Origin of the sequence: Vibrio sp. T11.5 (assembly GCF_027587155.1) — a bacterium.
Taxonomy (GTDB): domain Bacteria; phylum Pseudomonadota; class Gammaproteobacteria; order Enterobacterales; family Vibrionaceae; genus Vibrio; species Vibrio neptunius.
The window spans coordinates 26,615-42,118 of sequence record NZ_JAPPTP010000003.1 but is presented as its reverse complement, the minus strand read 5'-3'; the positions used below and the strand labels follow the sequence as shown (position 1 = coordinate 42,118).

General features: G+C 46.7%; 16 protein-coding genes. 13 read left to right on the top strand and 3 right to left on the bottom strand.

Annotation, left to right across the window (positions count from 1 at the left end; all coding sequences use genetic code 11):
* Window positions 1-47: 47 nt before the first annotated feature.
* The 4 genes from malQ to OH455_RS04750 all read left to right on the top strand — a co-directional run bounded on the left by malQ (window position 48) and on the right by OH455_RS04750 (window position 6,336).
* Window positions 48-2,228: a 4-alpha-glucanotransferase gene (gene malQ / locus OH455_RS04765; protein ID WP_269980528.1), complete on the top strand. Its 2,181-nt coding sequence runs from the start codon at window positions 48-50 to the stop codon at window positions 2,226-2,228.
* A gap of 253 nt (window positions 2,229-2,481) precedes the next feature.
* Window positions 2,482-4,662 (top strand): 1,4-alpha-glucan branching protein GlgB, encoded by a 2,181-nt coding sequence (glgB, locus tag OH455_RS04760; protein WP_269980527.1) that lies wholly within the window; start codon window positions 2,482-2,484, stop codon window positions 4,660-4,662.
* Between the two features lie 31 nt (window positions 4,663-4,693).
* Complete coding sequence (locus tag OH455_RS04755) at window positions 4,694-5,242, top strand: GNAT family N-acetyltransferase (RefSeq protein WP_269980526.1); 549 nt, start codon at window positions 4,694-4,696, stop codon at window positions 5,240-5,242.
* 83 nt (window positions 5,243-5,325) lie between these two features.
* The gene (locus OH455_RS04750; RefSeq protein WP_443088581.1) at window positions 5,326-6,336 is read left to right on the top strand and encodes a S66 family peptidase; all 1,011 of its coding nucleotides are present in this window, start codon (window positions 5,326-5,328) and stop codon (window positions 6,334-6,336) included.
* A gap of 46 nt (window positions 6,337-6,382) precedes the next feature.
* On the opposite strand, the gene OH455_RS04745 is transcribed toward OH455_RS04750, so the two are convergent.
* Both OH455_RS04745 and OH455_RS04740 read right to left on the bottom strand, forming a co-directional pair.
* Complete coding sequence (locus OH455_RS04745) at window positions 6,383-6,823, bottom strand: GNAT family N-acetyltransferase (protein ID WP_269980525.1); 441 nt, start codon at window positions 6,821-6,823, stop codon at window positions 6,383-6,385.
* A gap of 5 nt (window positions 6,824-6,828) precedes the next feature.
* Complete coding sequence (locus OH455_RS04740) at window positions 6,829-7,086, bottom strand: hypothetical protein (protein WP_269980524.1); 258 nt, start codon at window positions 7,084-7,086, stop codon at window positions 6,829-6,831.
* Window positions 7,087-7,250: 164 nt separating this feature from the next.
* Here OH455_RS04740 and OH455_RS04735 point away from each other — a divergent pair, with 164 nt between their 5' ends.
* The 9 genes from OH455_RS04735 to OH455_RS04695 all read left to right on the top strand — a co-directional run bounded on the left by OH455_RS04735 (window position 7,251) and on the right by OH455_RS04695 (window position 14,630).
* Window positions 7,251-7,850: a DedA family protein gene (locus tag OH455_RS04735; RefSeq protein WP_269980523.1), complete on the top strand. Its 600-nt coding sequence runs from the start codon at window positions 7,251-7,253 to the stop codon at window positions 7,848-7,850.
* Window positions 7,834-8,964, top strand: a complete 1,131-nt coding sequence (locus tag OH455_RS04730; protein WP_269980522.1) for a D-alanine--D-alanine ligase — start codon at window positions 7,834-7,836, stop codon at window positions 8,962-8,964. Before OH455_RS04735 ends, OH455_RS04730 begins: the two co-directional genes overlap by 17 nt.
* A gap of 24 nt (window positions 8,965-8,988) precedes the next feature.
* Entirely contained in the window at window positions 8,989-9,537 is a 549-nt protein-coding gene (locus OH455_RS04725; protein WP_206374480.1) for a hypothetical protein, read from the top strand.
* A gap of 3 nt (window positions 9,538-9,540) precedes the next feature.
* On the top strand, window positions 9,541-10,287 hold the full coding sequence (locus OH455_RS04720; RefSeq protein ID WP_269980521.1) for an NRDE family protein: 747 nt from the start codon (window positions 9,541-9,543) through the stop codon (window positions 10,285-10,287).
* Complete coding sequence (locus OH455_RS04715; protein WP_269980520.1) at window positions 10,284-10,721, top strand: YHS domain-containing (seleno)protein; 438 nt, start codon at window positions 10,284-10,286, stop codon at window positions 10,719-10,721. The genes OH455_RS04720 and OH455_RS04715 overlap by 4 nt, the downstream gene beginning before the upstream one ends.
* A 15-nt stretch (window positions 10,722-10,736) precedes the next feature.
* Entirely contained in the window at window positions 10,737-11,189 is a 453-nt protein-coding gene (locus OH455_RS04710) for a hypothetical protein (protein ID WP_045974065.1), read from the top strand.
* 1 nt (window position 11,190) lies between these two features.
* Window positions 11,191-12,963 carry a lysophospholipid acyltransferase family protein gene (locus OH455_RS04705; RefSeq protein ID WP_269980519.1) on the top strand — a complete coding sequence of 591 codons (1,773 nt, stop codon included), beginning with the start codon at window positions 11,191-11,193 and terminating at the stop codon, window positions 12,961-12,963.
* Between the two features lie 143 nt (window positions 12,964-13,106).
* Complete coding sequence (locus tag OH455_RS04700; RefSeq protein ID WP_269980518.1) at window positions 13,107-13,952, top strand: DMT family transporter; 846 nt, start codon at window positions 13,107-13,109, stop codon at window positions 13,950-13,952.
* An 87-nt stretch (window positions 13,953-14,039) separates the two neighbouring features.
* Complete coding sequence (locus OH455_RS04695) at window positions 14,040-14,630, top strand: hypothetical protein (RefSeq protein ID WP_269980517.1); 591 nt, start codon at window positions 14,040-14,042, stop codon at window positions 14,628-14,630.
* A 65-nt stretch (window positions 14,631-14,695) separates the two neighbouring features.
* On the opposite strand, the gene OH455_RS04690 is transcribed toward OH455_RS04695, so the two are convergent.
* A complete protein-coding gene (locus tag OH455_RS04690; protein WP_269980516.1) occupies window positions 14,696-15,493 on the bottom strand; it encodes a Cof-type HAD-IIB family hydrolase in 798 nt (265 codons plus the stop codon).
* Between the last annotated feature and the right edge of the window lie 11 nt (window positions 15,494-15,504).

Below are 15,504 nucleotides of genomic sequence, written 5' to 3'. Positions count from 1 at the left end.
AATAAAAACCCTACATTTTGAAGGTATGTAGTCCTTCGGAGAGAGCGATGAAACAACAATACGCATTACAACAAGTCGCCGAAATGGCAAGAATTGCCGACAGCTACGTTAGCGCGTGGGGAGATGAGGCAAAAGTAGACGAAGAAACCATTCGCTATTTATTGAGATCTTTAGGCTACGACACAACGAATGATGACACTCTTCTGCAATCAGCAGAGAAAAAACACAAGAAAGACGTACTAGATCCTGTGCTGGTGGTGCGTGATGGCGAGCCAGTAGAAGTTGCACTTAATCTGGGCGCAAGTGCCCGTGAAAGCGAGTTCAGCTGGCGTTTAGATACTGAGCAGGGAGAGGTACTTGAAGGCTATCTTCAGTCTCAAATCGTTCGTGACGAGCGTAAAGAGGGTGGCCCTTTAGTGTTTGCATTACCGAATGATTTGGCTTGGGGTTACCACAAGCTGACCATTATTCGTAAGCGTCGTAAGTCACCTTATGAAATGACTCTGATTGTCACGCCAAAATCTTGCTATAAGCAAGAGGAAATCGATGCTGGCAAAAAAATGTGGGGACCGAGTGTTCAGCTATACACCTTACGCACTCAGCACAACTGGGGAATTGGTGACTTCGGTGATCTAAAACAACTGGTGGCTGATATTGCTTCCCGAGGGGGAGATTTTGTCGGCCTGAACCCGATTCATTCACTCTTCCCTGCAAACCCAGAAGGGGCCAGCCCTTACAGCCCATCTTCACGACGTTGGCTGAATATCATGTATATTGATGTCAGTTCTGTTCCTGAGTTTGCACTGAGTATAGAGGCGCAGCAACGTGTGGGTAGTGCAGAATTCCAACACCGCCTGCAAAAAGCTCGCGAATCGCATTGGGTGAATTACACTGAAGTGGCTGATCTAAAATTGAGCGTGTTGCCACTGCTGTTCAGTGAATTTAAAAAGCGTCACTTGGATAACAACACTGAGCGTGCTCAAGCTTTCTTAGCCTTTGTTGAAGAAGGTGGCGACAGCCTAGTACATCAAGCGGCGTTTGATGCTCTGCATGCTTCCCTGCATGCTGAAGATTCCAACATCTGGGGTTGGCCGGTTTTCCCTGACGAGTATCGTCGTTTTGAAAATACCGCGGTTCAGAAGTTTATTGAGCAGAACCTCGATCAAGTGCACCTCTACATGTACTTGCAGTGGGTCGCAGATATCCAAATCAATGAAGCTCAGGCATTAGCGGAAGAGAAAGGCATGTCTGTTGGCTTGTACCGTGACTTAGCGGTTGGTGTCGCCGATTCTGGGGCGGAGACTTGGGCAGATGACGGTAACCTTGTGATGGATGCCAGCATTGGTGCTCCACCTGATGTACTTGGCCCATTAGGACAAAATTGGGGTCTGCCGCCATTGAACCCACAAGTGCTTCAGGAAACCAGTTACGACGCATACATCAAATTGTTGCGCGCCAATATGAAGCATTGTGGTGCGCTGCGTATTGACCATGTTCTTGGCCTACTGCGACTGTGGTGGATTCCAAAGGGTGAAAATGCAACCAAAGGCGCTTACATCTACTATCCAGTAGAAGACATGCTCGCGATCTTGGCACTTGAATCTCACCGTCACCAGTGCAGTGTGATTGGTGAAGACCTAGGCACAGTGCCCGATGAGATTGTAGAACTTCTCCGTGAAGCGGGTGTGCATTCTTACAAGGTATTTTTCTTCGAAACATCTGAAGACGATGGCGGTTACATTTCGCCCGCTCATTATGCGAATCAATCGATGTCTGCTCTGTGTACGCACGACATGCCGACATTGCGTGGTTTCTGGCATTGTGATGATCTTAAGATAGGTGAAGAACTGGGTTTGTACCCAGATGCCGAACAACTTAAAGGCTTGTTCACCGACCGTTTAGAGAGCAAACAGGGTATTTTGGACTCAGTCGCCTGGCATGGTTATCTTCCTGAAGGGGTTGGCCGAGATGCGCAGTATGTTCCTATGGACTCGTATCTTGCAGAAGCACTGCAATTGCATGTTGCAGCGGGTGCTTCAACATTGTTGAGTGTTCAGCTTGAAGACTGGTTGGAAATGGATAAGCCAGTCAATATTCCTGGTACCGTTGAGGAATACCCAAACTGGCGTCGTAAATTGTCGATGAACCTAGATGAAGTGTTTGCTCAAGAAGGGGTAAACCGCATTGCTTATAAGCTGACAGAAGTGCGTGCTAAGGTCAGTAAATAACAGGATCTTATCTCGAATAACATAGAAAAGTATCGACTCTATCACTCTATGTGAAACAGGAATTCGGTAGACTTTCATAATGCTATATTAAGCCCGCATCCATTAGCGGGCTTTGTTTTATAAACCAAAAGCTGTTTACATTGCGCCTCGATTTCAACGCTTTTAAATCCGCGTTCCTGTCCGCAATTATCTACCTCAAAATGTAAGCAGACTTTCGGAGTTTTTTAGAAAGTTAGGTTAGGGAGAGAATAACTTGAAAGCTTCAACACTAGACAAAAAAACCAGAGTGTATAACCAACTTTCACACGCGTCGTATGCGGATCCCTTTTCGTTTATTGGACCTTTTCTGGACCCGGAACACGGTGCACTTCGGGTATGGATGCCTGGGGCCGACAAAGTGGAACTGGTCATTGAAGGCGAAGAACGCGTTGAACTAGAGCGTGAAGAAGCGTCTGGTTTTATTCTGCAGCAGCAACGCGATCTGAAACTTACCCATTACCAGCTCGCTGTTAACTGGGCTGGGGAAGTACAACTGATCGATGATCCCTATCAGTATCATGCTATTTACGCAGAGTACGATGATCTGCATACGCCGAAAGATATGTACCATCACATGGGCGCGCAGTTTGTGACGATTGAGCGTGATGGCAAATCTATCTCGGGCATTCGTTTCCTCGTTTATGCACCCCATGCTTCAGCTTGTAGCTTAGTCGGCGAGTTTAATCAGTGGGATGGCCGACGCACGCCGATGCAGCGTCTCGACTATGGTATCTGGGGTATTTTCATCCCAGGTCTGGAAGAAGGGACTCAGTATAAGTTTGAGCTAAAAGGGCCAAACGGCGAAGGGCTACCGCATAAGGCTGATCCTTGGGGAGCGTATGCAGAACAGTACCCTTCCTTTGCCTCGGTGACTTATGATCACGCCCGCTACGACTGGCAAGATAATCAGTGGCAAAATCGACCAGTCACGGAAAAGCGGAAGGAAGCATTGTCTTTTTATGAGCTTCACGCGGGCTCATGGCGTCGCAATGATCATGGCGATTTCTTGAACTACCGTGAATTGGCTGATCAGCTTATTCCTTATCTGGTCGATATGGGTTATACCCATGTTGAATTGATGCCGGTCTCTGAGCACCCTTTCTACGGCTCTTGGGGCTATCAACCTGTTGGGTTGTTTGCACCAACAAGTCGATTCGGTTCGCCGGATGACTTTAAATATTTCGTTGACCAGTGTCACCAAGCTGAAATTGGTGTGGTGCTCGACTGGGTTCCGGCTCATTTCCCTTCTGACGATCACGGACTGGCCAATTTCGATGGAACACCGCTTTTCCATGATCCGGATCCGCGCCGTGGTTGGCATCAGGATTGGAATTCCTACATATACGATTTAAGCCGTGAGCACGTTCGCCGCTTCTTGGTCTCCAATGCCTTGTACTGGTTCGAACAATTCCATATTGATGGCATTCGAGTCGATGCTGTCGCCTCTATGCTCTACCTTGATTATTCTCGTAGTCACGATCAGTGGATTCCCAATGTCGATGGCGGTAACGAAAACTACGATGCGATTGCGACTCTTAAATGGATGAATGAGGAAGTATATAAATATTTCCCGAACGCGATGACCATTGCAGAAGAATCAACGGCTTTCCCCGGCGTTTCTGCTCCGACATTCATGGGGGGACTCGGTTTCGGTTTTAAGTGGAACATGGGCTGGATGCACGATTCTTTGCAATACATTAAGGAAGACCCTGTCCATCGAAAGTACCATCACGACACCATTACATTCCCAATGGTATACGCTCACAGTGAAAACTATGTACTGTCTTTGTCTCATGATGAGGTGGTATACGGTAAAGGTTCGATTCACAATAAGATGCCGGGTGATGAATGGCAACAGACGGCTAACTTACGTGCTTATCTTGGTTACATGTATGCTCAACCGGGTAAGAAGCTCAACTTTATGGGTGCTGAAATTGGTCAGACGGCGGAGTGGAATCATGACGATCAGTTACAATGGTTCCTGCTGGAGTTTGAACGCCACCAAGGTGTGCAAGCACTAACTCGCGATCTCAATAACTTGTATACCTCTGAATGCGCGATGCATGAACTGGATTGCGAACCACGCGGCTTTGAGTGGCGTCTGCAAGATGCAGCAGAATCATCGATTTTAGCTCATGAACGATTGAGTGATAACGGAGAGCGGATTCTTATCATCACCAACTTTACCCCTGTTCCGCATGATGCTTTCCGTTTAGGTGTGCCATTGGCCGGTGAATATGAGTTGTTACTCAACACCGATGATGATAGGTATAGCGGTAGTGGGTATGCCGTCAAACATTCAGTGAAAACAGAAGAGGTTGAAAGCGAAAGTCAGTCTCAGTCGTTGTCTCTCAGCTTACCGCCACTGGCAACGGTGTTCTATAAACTTAAATAATGTTACATCAGTAACAGAAAGAGCCGATCAATTGATTGGCTCTTTTGCTTTTCAGCGTCAACCCGTTAAGGTAACCAAATCTAAAGCAACAAGCCATCACACAGGGACGAGAAAGTTGGAGACGACATTGCTTAAACATGACTTGGAAGTTATTACTTTTGAGCCACAGCATACACAGGAAGTGGTGTGCTTGTGGCGCGATTCGATGCAGGCCGCAATCGGAATTCCACCAGTGCATACTTTTGAATCACAGGCATTTTTCCTCAACCATATCTTACCTGAAACGCATAACATCTATGTGGTGATAAACAACGAAACGCGTCAGCCTGTAGCCTTTGTTGCTATTAATGATAGTGAAGTCAATCAGCTTTATGTCCATCGAGATTATCAGTCAATGGGGCTAGGTAGCCAGCTTTTGGTCATGGCCAAACAGCAGTCGTCAGGTCGCTTGAGTTTACGAACGTTTGAAAACAACATTCGCGCTCAGCAATTCTATGAGCACCATGGTTTTGTTGCGATTGGCGGCGACGCAGAAAACGAGGAAGGGCTTCCAGACATTCTATACGAATGGAGGCGTTAACCATGACGGTAAAAGTATTCTGGGATAGCCTTTATCAAACTGTTGCACTTGAAAAAACTTTGTTGGGTTAAGGAGTACCCGCTTTGTCTATATTATTGCCACGTCGTCTATCGAACGGTGACACCATAGGATTTTTCTCCCCCTCGTCACCGGCAACTCATTTTGCCCCGACTCGGTTCCTACGAGCTAAAACGTATCTCGAAAGCAAAGGGTTTAGGCTTAAAGATGGTAAGCTAACCGGAAAGTCAGATCATTATCGCTCGGGTTCCATTCAAGACCGTGCCGAGGAACTTAACATCCTGATTCGTGACCCAGAAGTTCGTTGTATTATTTCGACTATCGGTGGCTATAACAGCAACGCCTTACTGCCCTATATTGATTATCAGGCCTTAAAAGCGGATCCGAAAATCATTATAGGTTATTCTGACGTCACGGCTCTTTTATTGGGGATCTATGCTCAGACAGGGCTTATCACCTTTTATGGCCCCGCTTTGGTTGCATCATTTGGTGAGTTTCCCCCTCTGGTTGATGAGACTTTTTCTTCGTTTGAATCTCTACTCTGTTCCGTGCCTTCGCTACCATATCGCTATCAGATGCCTGAAGCCTGGACTGATGTGATGATGGACTGGGAGTCCCAAACTAAGGCTAAACCTGTGATCGCCAATGAATGGCAGTTTATTGGTGAAGGGAAAGTACGAGGTCGTATTATTGGTGGAAACCTGAACACCATGAATGGGATTTGGGGCAGCCCCTATATGCCTGACATTGCTCAAGGTGACATCCTGCTTATCGAAGATTCTCTTCATAACATTGCCGTGGTAGAGCGCAGCTTTAATCTACTCAAGCTTTGCGGTGTGTTCGACCGAGTCGCTGCCATCGCACTTGGTAAGCATGAGCTGTTTGATGACAAAGGAACAGGCCGTACGCCTCTTGATGTTTTGAATGAGGTGTTGAACGGCCAAAAAGTGCCCATTCTGTGCGGTTTTGACAGTTGCCACACACACCCTATGCTGGTGACACCGTTGGGCGTTGAAGCGGAGCTGGACTTCGACAAACAAACGGTTTGTCTTGTGTCTCCTTGGCTTGCAAGCTAGGTATTGCTGGTCTGGTAGTGGGCAATTGACCCTTTCCTTGATGCCGTTAACAATGCAATGCCATTGAGACAAAACATTCATCCTCTTCAATGACTTGATAGCCTAGTCGAGTGTAAAACTGGATAGCTTTGGTGTTGCGAGCGAAGCTAGACAACGTGATTTTGTTGCGGCCTTCACTTTTAACGAGAGTGTTGATCTTCTGCATGACCCCTTGTCCCAAACCCTGATTTTGATACTGAGGAAAGAGGATCAACAAGTGAATGTGGTAAGCGGTGTCGTAAGGTTTGAAGCACACTAGCCCGACCTTGCTCTGCTGGCTAACAATCCAATGAAACCACTCTGGCTGATAGTCGCTTGACAGCCGCTGCCTCTGAAACTGGTCATCCCAGCCGAAGACCGCATCAACATGATCATATAGTGCTTGTTTGACACTAGAAAACACCTCAGGAAATTCTTGTTCTGGGACGGGCAAAAGCTGAATGGTCATGGATATCAACACCTTGATTTAATTAGACTTGATAGTAAGCGATGTTGGCTTAGAAAAGGCAACTCGGATGTATCGAAATTGTGATAACAGATGAGTAGCAAGCCCGACCGGATCAGTTCAGCGCTAGGTGCAGTGAACATCGCGCTAACGTAGTCGGGATAAACTAAGCCCCCCTGAACGTGCCATACACTGTCTGCTAATGACAACGTACTTGCGAATTGTGTCATTGAGTCTTGAACGGCATCGAGAAAAAACTCTGTCATTTCTTCCTCTTAGCGAACTGTTTTCAACTAAATTTTATGTATGTGAAATTTTCTTATTGATTTCCCTATCTTGTTAACCATGGCGCAGTGATAAACGCCATGGATAGTTAACCGGCCTATGCGAGTAGCGCTGAAGATTTGAAGAAGTATTGCTGAGGTTAAAGATGGAGTTAGCAAATCAGATACAGGCATGGTTGTACGCTGGGCATACATCAGTCGCAATGCTGTTTGTTGGCATCATCCTGCTTTCTTATTTACTGGAAGACTTAGCCATCGTGACCGCCGCAACGCTCGCAGTACAAGAGTTAATGCCAATGAGTATCGCGCTAGTGGCTATCTTCGTTGGAATTGCCACAGGCGACCTTGGCCTCTATCTGATGGGGAAGAGTGCGCAACGTGTACGCTTGCTACGATATCGAATTTTCCAATATCAACGTGTTCGTCAAGTAAAGAAGAAACTTCACCAGAGCGCGTTTATAACCCTGTTTATTGTCCGTTTCATTCCTGGTCTACGCACTGTGGGCTTCACCCTAAGCGGTTTTCTTGATGTGCCTGTGATGCGATTTTTTGTCGCGGTGATTGGTGCAACAGGGCTCTGGACTGCTTTGATTTTTGGTTCCTTCTACCAGTTGGGCAGTGTGGCTTGGCTGAAAGACAGTCACATTAGCTGGGTGCTGATTCCGGCAGGTCTATGCTTAATGTGGACGCTCAATAAAATTATTACAAAAACGTTTTTAAGAGGCTCTTATGACACAGCTCGCTAATGTCGAAATGATTCCACAAGGCAAGGTCAATGCGGGAATGCCTGTTCTCCATGAACCGAAAAGAGTCATCTCGCCATTTGAATTTTTACCAGCTTGGTTTGTTTATGCCCCTGTGGTTGTCCAAAGTGCAGCATTAAGCCTATATCACAGAGATTGGGCGCTACCGCTGATTGCTAACCCTGCGATCAAACTCAGCGGCATGGTGGGAGAATCGAAACACGACATTTTCAGCGCGGCTGGAGATATTACTCGCCAGTGGATTTTGCCTTTCATTACGTTGGAGAAATCTGACACCAATGAAGAGCAATTGTTTACACAGGCAAAAGCACAACTTAAACAGCAAGGAATTACTTACCCTCTTGTGGCAAAGCCTGATTTGGGTTGCCGAGGAGTTGGGGTCAAGTTGGTGAATGGCGATCAACAACTCAAAGATTATATTGCTCAATTCCCTTCTCAAGGACGCTTTCTGTTGCAAGTTCGCTCGGACTACAGTGCTGAAGCGGGCATATTTTATGTCAGACAGCCGGGAGAGGAGCGAGGCAAGGTTATTTCTATCACCCTCAAATACTCCCCACGTGTGACGGGCGATGGTCGTTCTTCACTTAAGCAATTGATTGAGCACTGTCCACGTGCAGGCAAACTTCAGCATTTGTATTTGCCTCGTCATAGCGAACACCTCGGTGTGGTTATCCCTGAAGGGGACGAGTTTCAGTTGGCATTTGCGGGCAGCCATTCACGTGGTTGTATCTTCCGCGATGGCAATCAATTTATCACACAGGCATTGGAACAAAAGCTGGACGAAGTTCTCGGTGATTTTGAAGGCTTTAACTACGGTCGTCTAGATGTGAAATTTAAAGATATCAATACATTAATGCGTGGTGAAGCGTTCGACATTCTCGAAATCAATGGCGCGAGTAGTGAAGCCGCCCATATTTGGGACAGCGACACATCACTGTCGCATATCTTCAGTACGCTGCTTAAGCAGTACCGTTTGCTATATCAAATTGGCTCTAAACACAAACAGCAAGGCCATCAGACGCCTTCTCTCGGTGCGCTACTACGGGCGTGGCGAGAAGAAAAATTGCTGACTCAGCTTTATCCCATGACCGATTAGTCGCTCTGCGCAGGAAACATGTTTATGAACAATACTTCGACGCTTTCAGCCATGCTTGCCAAATCTCAGCCTTCTCAGGCCATTGTCGGCTGTATTGAGACGCTCAATCAGGGTTACGAGTTTTTAGAAACGTTGCAGCCGGAAGATTATACCTATATCGCCCAACCTCATGTGAGCAGCTCGATTGGAGAGCACTACCGTCATTGGCTCGACCTATTTCATGCTATTCGTTTGGACCGTGACAAAATCGATTACAACGTTCGCCGCCGCGGCCATAACGTTGAGCGAGATATTAATGTTGCTAAGCAGGAAATCGCTGAGCTGATTGAGTGGCTGTTTGCTTTACCAGCCAATGAATTACACCAGCCAGTTCAAGTTGAAACAGAAGTGATGCTCTCTCAAACGCACGTTGAAGAAGTGACTTCGACCTTCGTTCGCGAAATTACTTTCGCCGCGCTACACGCCACTCATCACTTTGCGATGGCGAAAGTGGTGGCATCGTTAAGAGGCGTGGCATCAGACAGCCATTTTGGCGTCGCACCAACGACGGCAACTTACCAAAGGGCGCAGTAATCTATGTGTACATTATCTTGGGTTTACCATGGCAATAACCACTACGAAGTCTATTTCAATCGCGATGAGCAGCGTTCTCGCCTGCCAGCGCTTGAGCCACAAAGTCTAGTCATTGATGGTGTGCATTGTGTGATGCCGATTGACCCTGTCGGTGGAGGTAGTTGGATATCCGCCAATGAACACGGTGTTACTGTGTGTCTGCTTAACTTCTACCAAGGGAAAACACCACAAGGTCCGCTAACCAGTCGGGGCATGATCATTAAACGTCTTGCTAGCAGTTGTTCCAGTAAAACTGTCGATGCTCGATTGTTGGAAATGACACTCACACATTTTGCACCTTTCACTGTGGTCTCTTTCGATACACGCAGAACCGCGAATGAAACCGTGCTATGGACATGGGATGGGGAACAACTTACGCGTTCACATGCGTTTGCTCCGATAGTTTCTGCGGCTTTGTACTATGAAGAAGCCAGACATTATCGCCTAAACCTATTTAACGAATTGGTGTTGACGACGCCAGATGAAGAGATAGGTAAGCGCTTTCATCAGACGTTTGATGAAAGCTATCCACACCTTTCTCCTATTATGGAAAGAAATGACGCTCGCACTGTAAGTTTTACCTCAGTTGTCGTGTCTTCTACTAAACAAGAAATGAACTACCAATCAATCGACAATCACCGCAATGTTGATTTTCGAACGACACAAAGTTGTTTGAAGGCCGACGTTGTTGCACAAGGAGTCTTCAAATGAAGAAGTTTTTTGCCCTTTTAATCATGTTAGTCAGTTTCCCATCTTGGTCAGCAGATAAAATTTACACCGGAATATTCAGCAGCAAAGCGGTAAGCGGTTATGACACGGTGGCCTATTTTACCGAAGGCAAACCTGTCAAAGGAGATAGCAAGTGGCAAGTCGAGTATGAGGGCGCTGACTGGTATTTCTCTTCTCAGGAGAACTTAGACAAATTTAAAGCAGACCCTGAAGCTTACGCACCTCAATATGGCGGTTACTGCGCTTGGGCAATTTCAGCTAAAAACGATTTTGCGTCAGCGGATCCAAAACAATGGGCGATCGTCGACGGTAAGCTTTACTTGAACTACGACGCAGAAGTGAAAAGCTGGTGGGATGACGACCGTACAGGTCACATCAAACAAGCTGATATCAATTGGCCAACTCTCGTTAACTAACAAGGACTGCCCTCTATGAAATTTTCTCCGATTAAGCATATTCCTTCAGCGTTCATTGCCTTTGTTTTTATTCAATCGTTGTTCTTCAAGTTCTCTGGCTCTTATGAGACGGACCATATCTTTGGCACTTTGGGAGAATGGTCAGGGATTGAATGGTTTGGTGTTTACGGTGGTTACTTGATTGGTTTGTCTGAGCTGATTGCTTCAATCCTGCTGTTTACTCGCTTGCACGGTGTTGGTGCGGCAATGAGTGCAGGTATCATGACAGGTGCGATTTTCTTCCACCTATTTACCCCACTAGGCATTGTAATGCCTGAGTTCAACGCTATGGGGGAGATTGTTGGTGATGATGGCGGTCTTCTATTTGGTATGGCATGTATTGTTTGGGCGTGCGGTGTATTCCTCTTCATTCGTGATGTGAAAACAGAAGGAACCTTTACCAACAACTTGCTAGCAAAAGGAGCTTAATATGTTGGACAGTCCTTTCAGATTGCCGCGAAAAACACCGTTTGGTATTGGTGAGTCAATGGTGGAGTGGGCAACGGGTTTATCAACGCTCGACGCCCTCTACAAGCAAGATATCTTGCCGGAAGACAGCTTTGAGTTTATGCAAGAAGCGCTCAACCGAATTGGCACCCAGTATGAAGTCGACCATGGTAGTCTGGAAAATATCCCCGCCCAAGGTTCGGTGCTGATTGTTGCTAACCATCCATTTGGTGGCATTGAAGGGATCATTCTCGCGTCTCTGATTTCTAAGGCGCGAAAGGACGTAAAAGTACTGGCGAATGAGCTGCTTAAACGCATTCCTGAACTGAATGACCTGTTCATCGGAGTGAACGTATTTGGCGGAGAACAAGCCAGACAAACCAATAGAAAAGCGATTAAAGAAGCCAATCAGCACCTCAAAGAGGGTGGGGTGTTGATTATCTTCCCTGCCGGCGAAGTCTCTGCTTGGCAGGCGAATGAAAACAAAATCACTGATAAAGCTTGGAGTAAATCTGTCGCCAAGTTTGTCAAGCATGCCGAAGCGACAACGGTGCCGGTTTTTATCAATGGCATGAACAGTAAGCTCTTTTACCAAGCGGGACGAATCCATCCTTTGCTGAGAACGGCGCTACTTGGACGTGAACTGCTGAACAAAGCAGGGCAGACGATATCGGTCTCAATCGGCAATGCCATCCCATTCGCAGAAATCAAAGGTTTTGAGGATGAAGAAGATATTACCCAGTACTTCCGTCTTAATACGTATTTAATGGGCAGCATGGGAAAGCCAAAGACGTCTGCAACCCAGGCGGATGAGGCCGAGTCAATCATTGCTCCTGTTGGTGTTGCCACATTGGAGAATGAGTTGTCGCAGATTGAACAATACAAACTCCTCGAACAAGGTGACTTTGATGTTTACTGCGCTCCAACGGATGCGATTCCACACATGATGCAGGAAATTGGCCGTGTGCGTGAAGAAAGCTTCCGTGAAGTCGGTGAAGGTAGCGGTTTATCGTGCGATATAGACAGATTCGACCCGCACTACCATCAGTTATTTGTTTGGAATCATGCCAACCAAGAGTTAGTGGGTGCTTACCGCTTAGGTCTGGTGGATGAACTGATGGCTAAAGGCGGGATTGAACAGCTATATTCCACCAGTCTGTTCAACTATGACCAAGCGTTTGTTGATACCTTGGGTCAGTCTATTGAGCTTGGGCGTTCTGTGGTATCGAAACAGTACCAGCGTAACATGCACTCCTTACTCCTGTTATGGAAAGGCATCGCCAAGTTTGTTGAGCGCCATCCGAAATACACGCACTTATTTGGTCCGGTCAGTATCAGCAATGATTATAGTCCGGTTGCGAGACAGCTGATTGCATCGGTAATGTCTGTCCATTATTACGATGAAGAGAAGGCAAAACTCGTATCGCCAACCACACCATTAGAGAAAAGTGGTCAGGAATTTTGGCGTCCGGATATGTTGAGTTCATTGGCTGATTTACCCCTGCTCTCTAAAGTGCTGAGTCGCCTTGAGCAAGGTATGGGGTTACCTGTGTTGTTGAGACAATACCTTGGAATGAACGGTAAGCTGGTTTGCTTTAATGTTGACCCTGCCTTTAACTTTGCACTGGATGGCTTGATTGTTGTCGACCTGACGTCGGTGCCAGTAAGAACATTAGGCAAATATATGGGGCGGGAAGAAGCGAAAGTGTATCAAGAGCTCCATTCTGCACAATTAAGCCGTGAACAGTCTCACTAAACTCATCCACGAGTCTAAGCCGCGATAATCATCGCGGCTTTTTAATTGTCTATCGATATAGCTTTCGAGTATTAAACAGAAACAACCGAACTATCCTAAACCTCAGCTTTCACCATACACTCCTATGGTTGAAAGGGAAATGTATGCATAAATCTATTCTTCTTATCGCTGCGCTCACGGCGTTCGCCGCTAACTCCTTTTTCTGTCGATTCGCTCTGGCCAATGATGCCATTGACCCTGGTTCATTTACTTGGCTTCGTTTGATGTCTGGAGCGGCAACGTTATGGCTTATCTTAGCTTTCAGAGGCCAGATGAGTTACGACTTTATCCGTGACAAAGCGAGTTGGTGGGCTGGGGGAGCATTGTTTGGTTATGCTGTCAGTTTTTCATTCGCCTACACCCAGCTTACCACAGGGACCGGCGCGTTAATTCTATTTGGAACGGTGCAGATGGCTTTGATTGCTTTTCATCTAATGACAGGGCATCGCCTCAAAATAGGAGAGAGCATCGGCATTGGTCTCTCTCTGACGGGCTTTATTGTGCTTATGTTGCCATCTGCCAAGACGCCCGATTTGGGTTCCGCAGCTTTAATGTTGGCCTCAGGTATTTGTTGGGCGGGGTTCACCTTGCTGGGCCGTAACACCCCCAATGCGGCTCAGTCGATCACTCATGGTTTTTTGGTAGCGAGCCTGATGGCTCTGATGTTTAGCCCCGCTCTACTCTCATTGGAGTCTATCACTGCGCAGGGAGCAATGTGGGCGCTATTGTCTGGGGTGTTCGCATCAGGACTGGGTTACATTGTTTGGTATCAGGTTCTAAAGCAGCTTTCGATGCTTCAAGCTTCTGTGTCTCAATTGGCGGTACCTGTGATTGCGTTTATTGCGGGTAGTTTACTACTGGGTGAAATGCTGACTCTAAATGCAGTCATGTCGTCATTACTGATTTTGGGAGGTATCGCGCTGATTTTTACCGTTCGTTTCAGGGGCTAACTCTCGTTTTTGCTATCTATCTCAGTAACACGCTGAAAGGAAAGCTAAATTATTGAAAAGAGACGTGAAGATAATGAGACCAAATCGATGAAAATCTGGATGATGCTAGGGCTTGTATTGATCTCTTTGAGTGCTTTTGGGCAGCAAGACTCTGAGAATGATAGTGCATTTATTGACGTTAATGTGACGCTGGAGTTGGAAGGGATTGAGAAGTCCATCGATCAAACTCGTGTATCCTTGGATAACATTGCGAGTGCGCTTGATGGCATAGCGCACAGTGACAATCTGACCGAACAACAGAAGCAGACGCTGAGTGAGACTATTGCCAATCTCAATCAACTGGTCACCATCTCCAAAGAGTCTGTTGCGAGTTTCCCTGCTGCTATTCAGAACTCACAACAAGTGGTCAGTGAAAAGAGTCAGCGATTTTTCGACGATTTGCAGTTTAAGATCGTGTTGATCGTTACTTTAGTCGGTGTCATCTTGATCGCTGTTATCGGGGCAGTGTACTGGCTATTGCTAAGACCACTTCAGAGTACGGTATTCAGTGCAACGCATAATGTGGCTCAGATGGCCAAAGCCCTTAAGGTGACAGCAGAGACAGTTGAACGCTGCTCCAAGAGGCAAGAAGATATCACGCAGCAACTCGCAGACCTATCGGAGAAAGATAAAGCCTAGGCAGTGATAATCGAAGATGAGAAAAAGCCCGAAAATGACGCTGACGGGCTTTAAGTGGATGCGCTTTAAAGCAGCTTGTCCTTAATGATCTGAAGGACGCCATTCTCTCGATTACTGGGTGCGCGGAATCGAGCGGTTTGCTTTATGGTCTCGTGGGCATTCTCCATCGCATACGAGTGGTAGCTCTCTTTGAGCATTTCCAAATCATTGAGGTAGTCGCCAAAGCTCATGGTTTGCTCATGACTGAAGCCAAGCGTCTGTTGGAGATGTTTAATGGCTGCGCCCTTAGAAGCCTCCGCATTCATCACATCGAGCCAGATCTTAGCGCTGACTACCACTTGATGACTGTCGCCAAAGTGCTCGTTCATGGTGGGGAATACGAGCTCTTCGGTGCCGTTGAAGTGACAAATGGCGACTTTAATGAACTCTTCTTCAACGCTGAGTAGATCTTCAACGTACTCGCAGCGATGGTAATACTTGGCAAATTCTTCCAATGCTCGCGGGTCTTGCGTTTCAATGTAAGCTGAGTTTTTACCGCAAAGTACAATGTGTGTTCCGCTGATCGCGCGTGCCTGCTCAATAATGGCTTCAATCGCACTGCCATCAATCGTGCAGCTGTAAAGCTCTTTTCCTTGATGCATGACCAGCGTGCCATTTTCAGCGACGAACATCATACGATCTTTAATTGGAGAGAAAGTCTCCATCAGGCTGTAATATTGACGCCCTGACGCCGCTGCAAACATGATCTGCTTCTTTTCAAGCTGCTCGTAGAGTTCGAAAAATTCAGGGTTAAGATGGCTGTTTTCATCCAAGAGAGTGCCGTCCATATCGGCAGCGACGAATTTGATATCTGAAAGCGACATGTATATTTACC

Bases quoted from the DNA above. Each gene is read 5' to 3' on its own strand.
- malQ (WP_269980528.1), top strand. From the start codon at position 48: ATGAAACAACAATACGCATTACAACAAGTCGCCGAAATGGCAAGAATT.
- OH455_RS04745 (WP_269980525.1), bottom strand. From the start codon at position 6,823: ATGACCATTCAGCTTTTGCCCGTCCCAGAACAAGAATTTCCTGAGGTG.
- OH455_RS04740 (WP_269980524.1), bottom strand. From the start codon at position 7,086: ATGACAGAGTTTTTTCTCGATGCCGTTCAAGACTCAATGACACAATTC.
- OH455_RS04735 (WP_269980523.1), top strand. From the start codon at position 7,251: ATGGAGTTAGCAAATCAGATACAGGCATGGTTGTACGCTGGGCATACA.
- OH455_RS04730 (WP_269980522.1), top strand. From the start codon at position 7,834: ATGACACAGCTCGCTAATGTCGAAATGATTCCACAAGGCAAGGTCAAT.
- OH455_RS04725 (WP_206374480.1), top strand. From the start codon at position 8,989: ATGAACAATACTTCGACGCTTTCAGCCATGCTTGCCAAATCTCAGCCT.
- OH455_RS04720 (WP_269980521.1), top strand. From the start codon at position 9,541: ATGTGTACATTATCTTGGGTTTACCATGGCAATAACCACTACGAAGTC.
- OH455_RS04715 (WP_269980520.1), top strand. From the start codon at position 10,284: ATGAAGAAGTTTTTTGCCCTTTTAATCATGTTAGTCAGTTTCCCATCT.
- OH455_RS04710 (WP_045974065.1), top strand. From the start codon at position 10,737: ATGAAATTTTCTCCGATTAAGCATATTCCTTCAGCGTTCATTGCCTTT.
- OH455_RS04705 (WP_269980519.1), top strand. From the start codon at position 11,191: ATGTTGGACAGTCCTTTCAGATTGCCGCGAAAAACACCGTTTGGTATT.
- OH455_RS04700 (WP_269980518.1), top strand. From the start codon at position 13,107: ATGCATAAATCTATTCTTCTTATCGCTGCGCTCACGGCGTTCGCCGCT.
- OH455_RS04695 (WP_269980517.1), top strand. From the start codon at position 14,040: ATGAAAATCTGGATGATGCTAGGGCTTGTATTGATCTCTTTGAGTGCT.
- OH455_RS04690 (WP_269980516.1), bottom strand. From the start codon at position 15,493: ATGTCGCTTTCAGATATCAAATTCGTCGCTGCCGATATGGACGGCACT.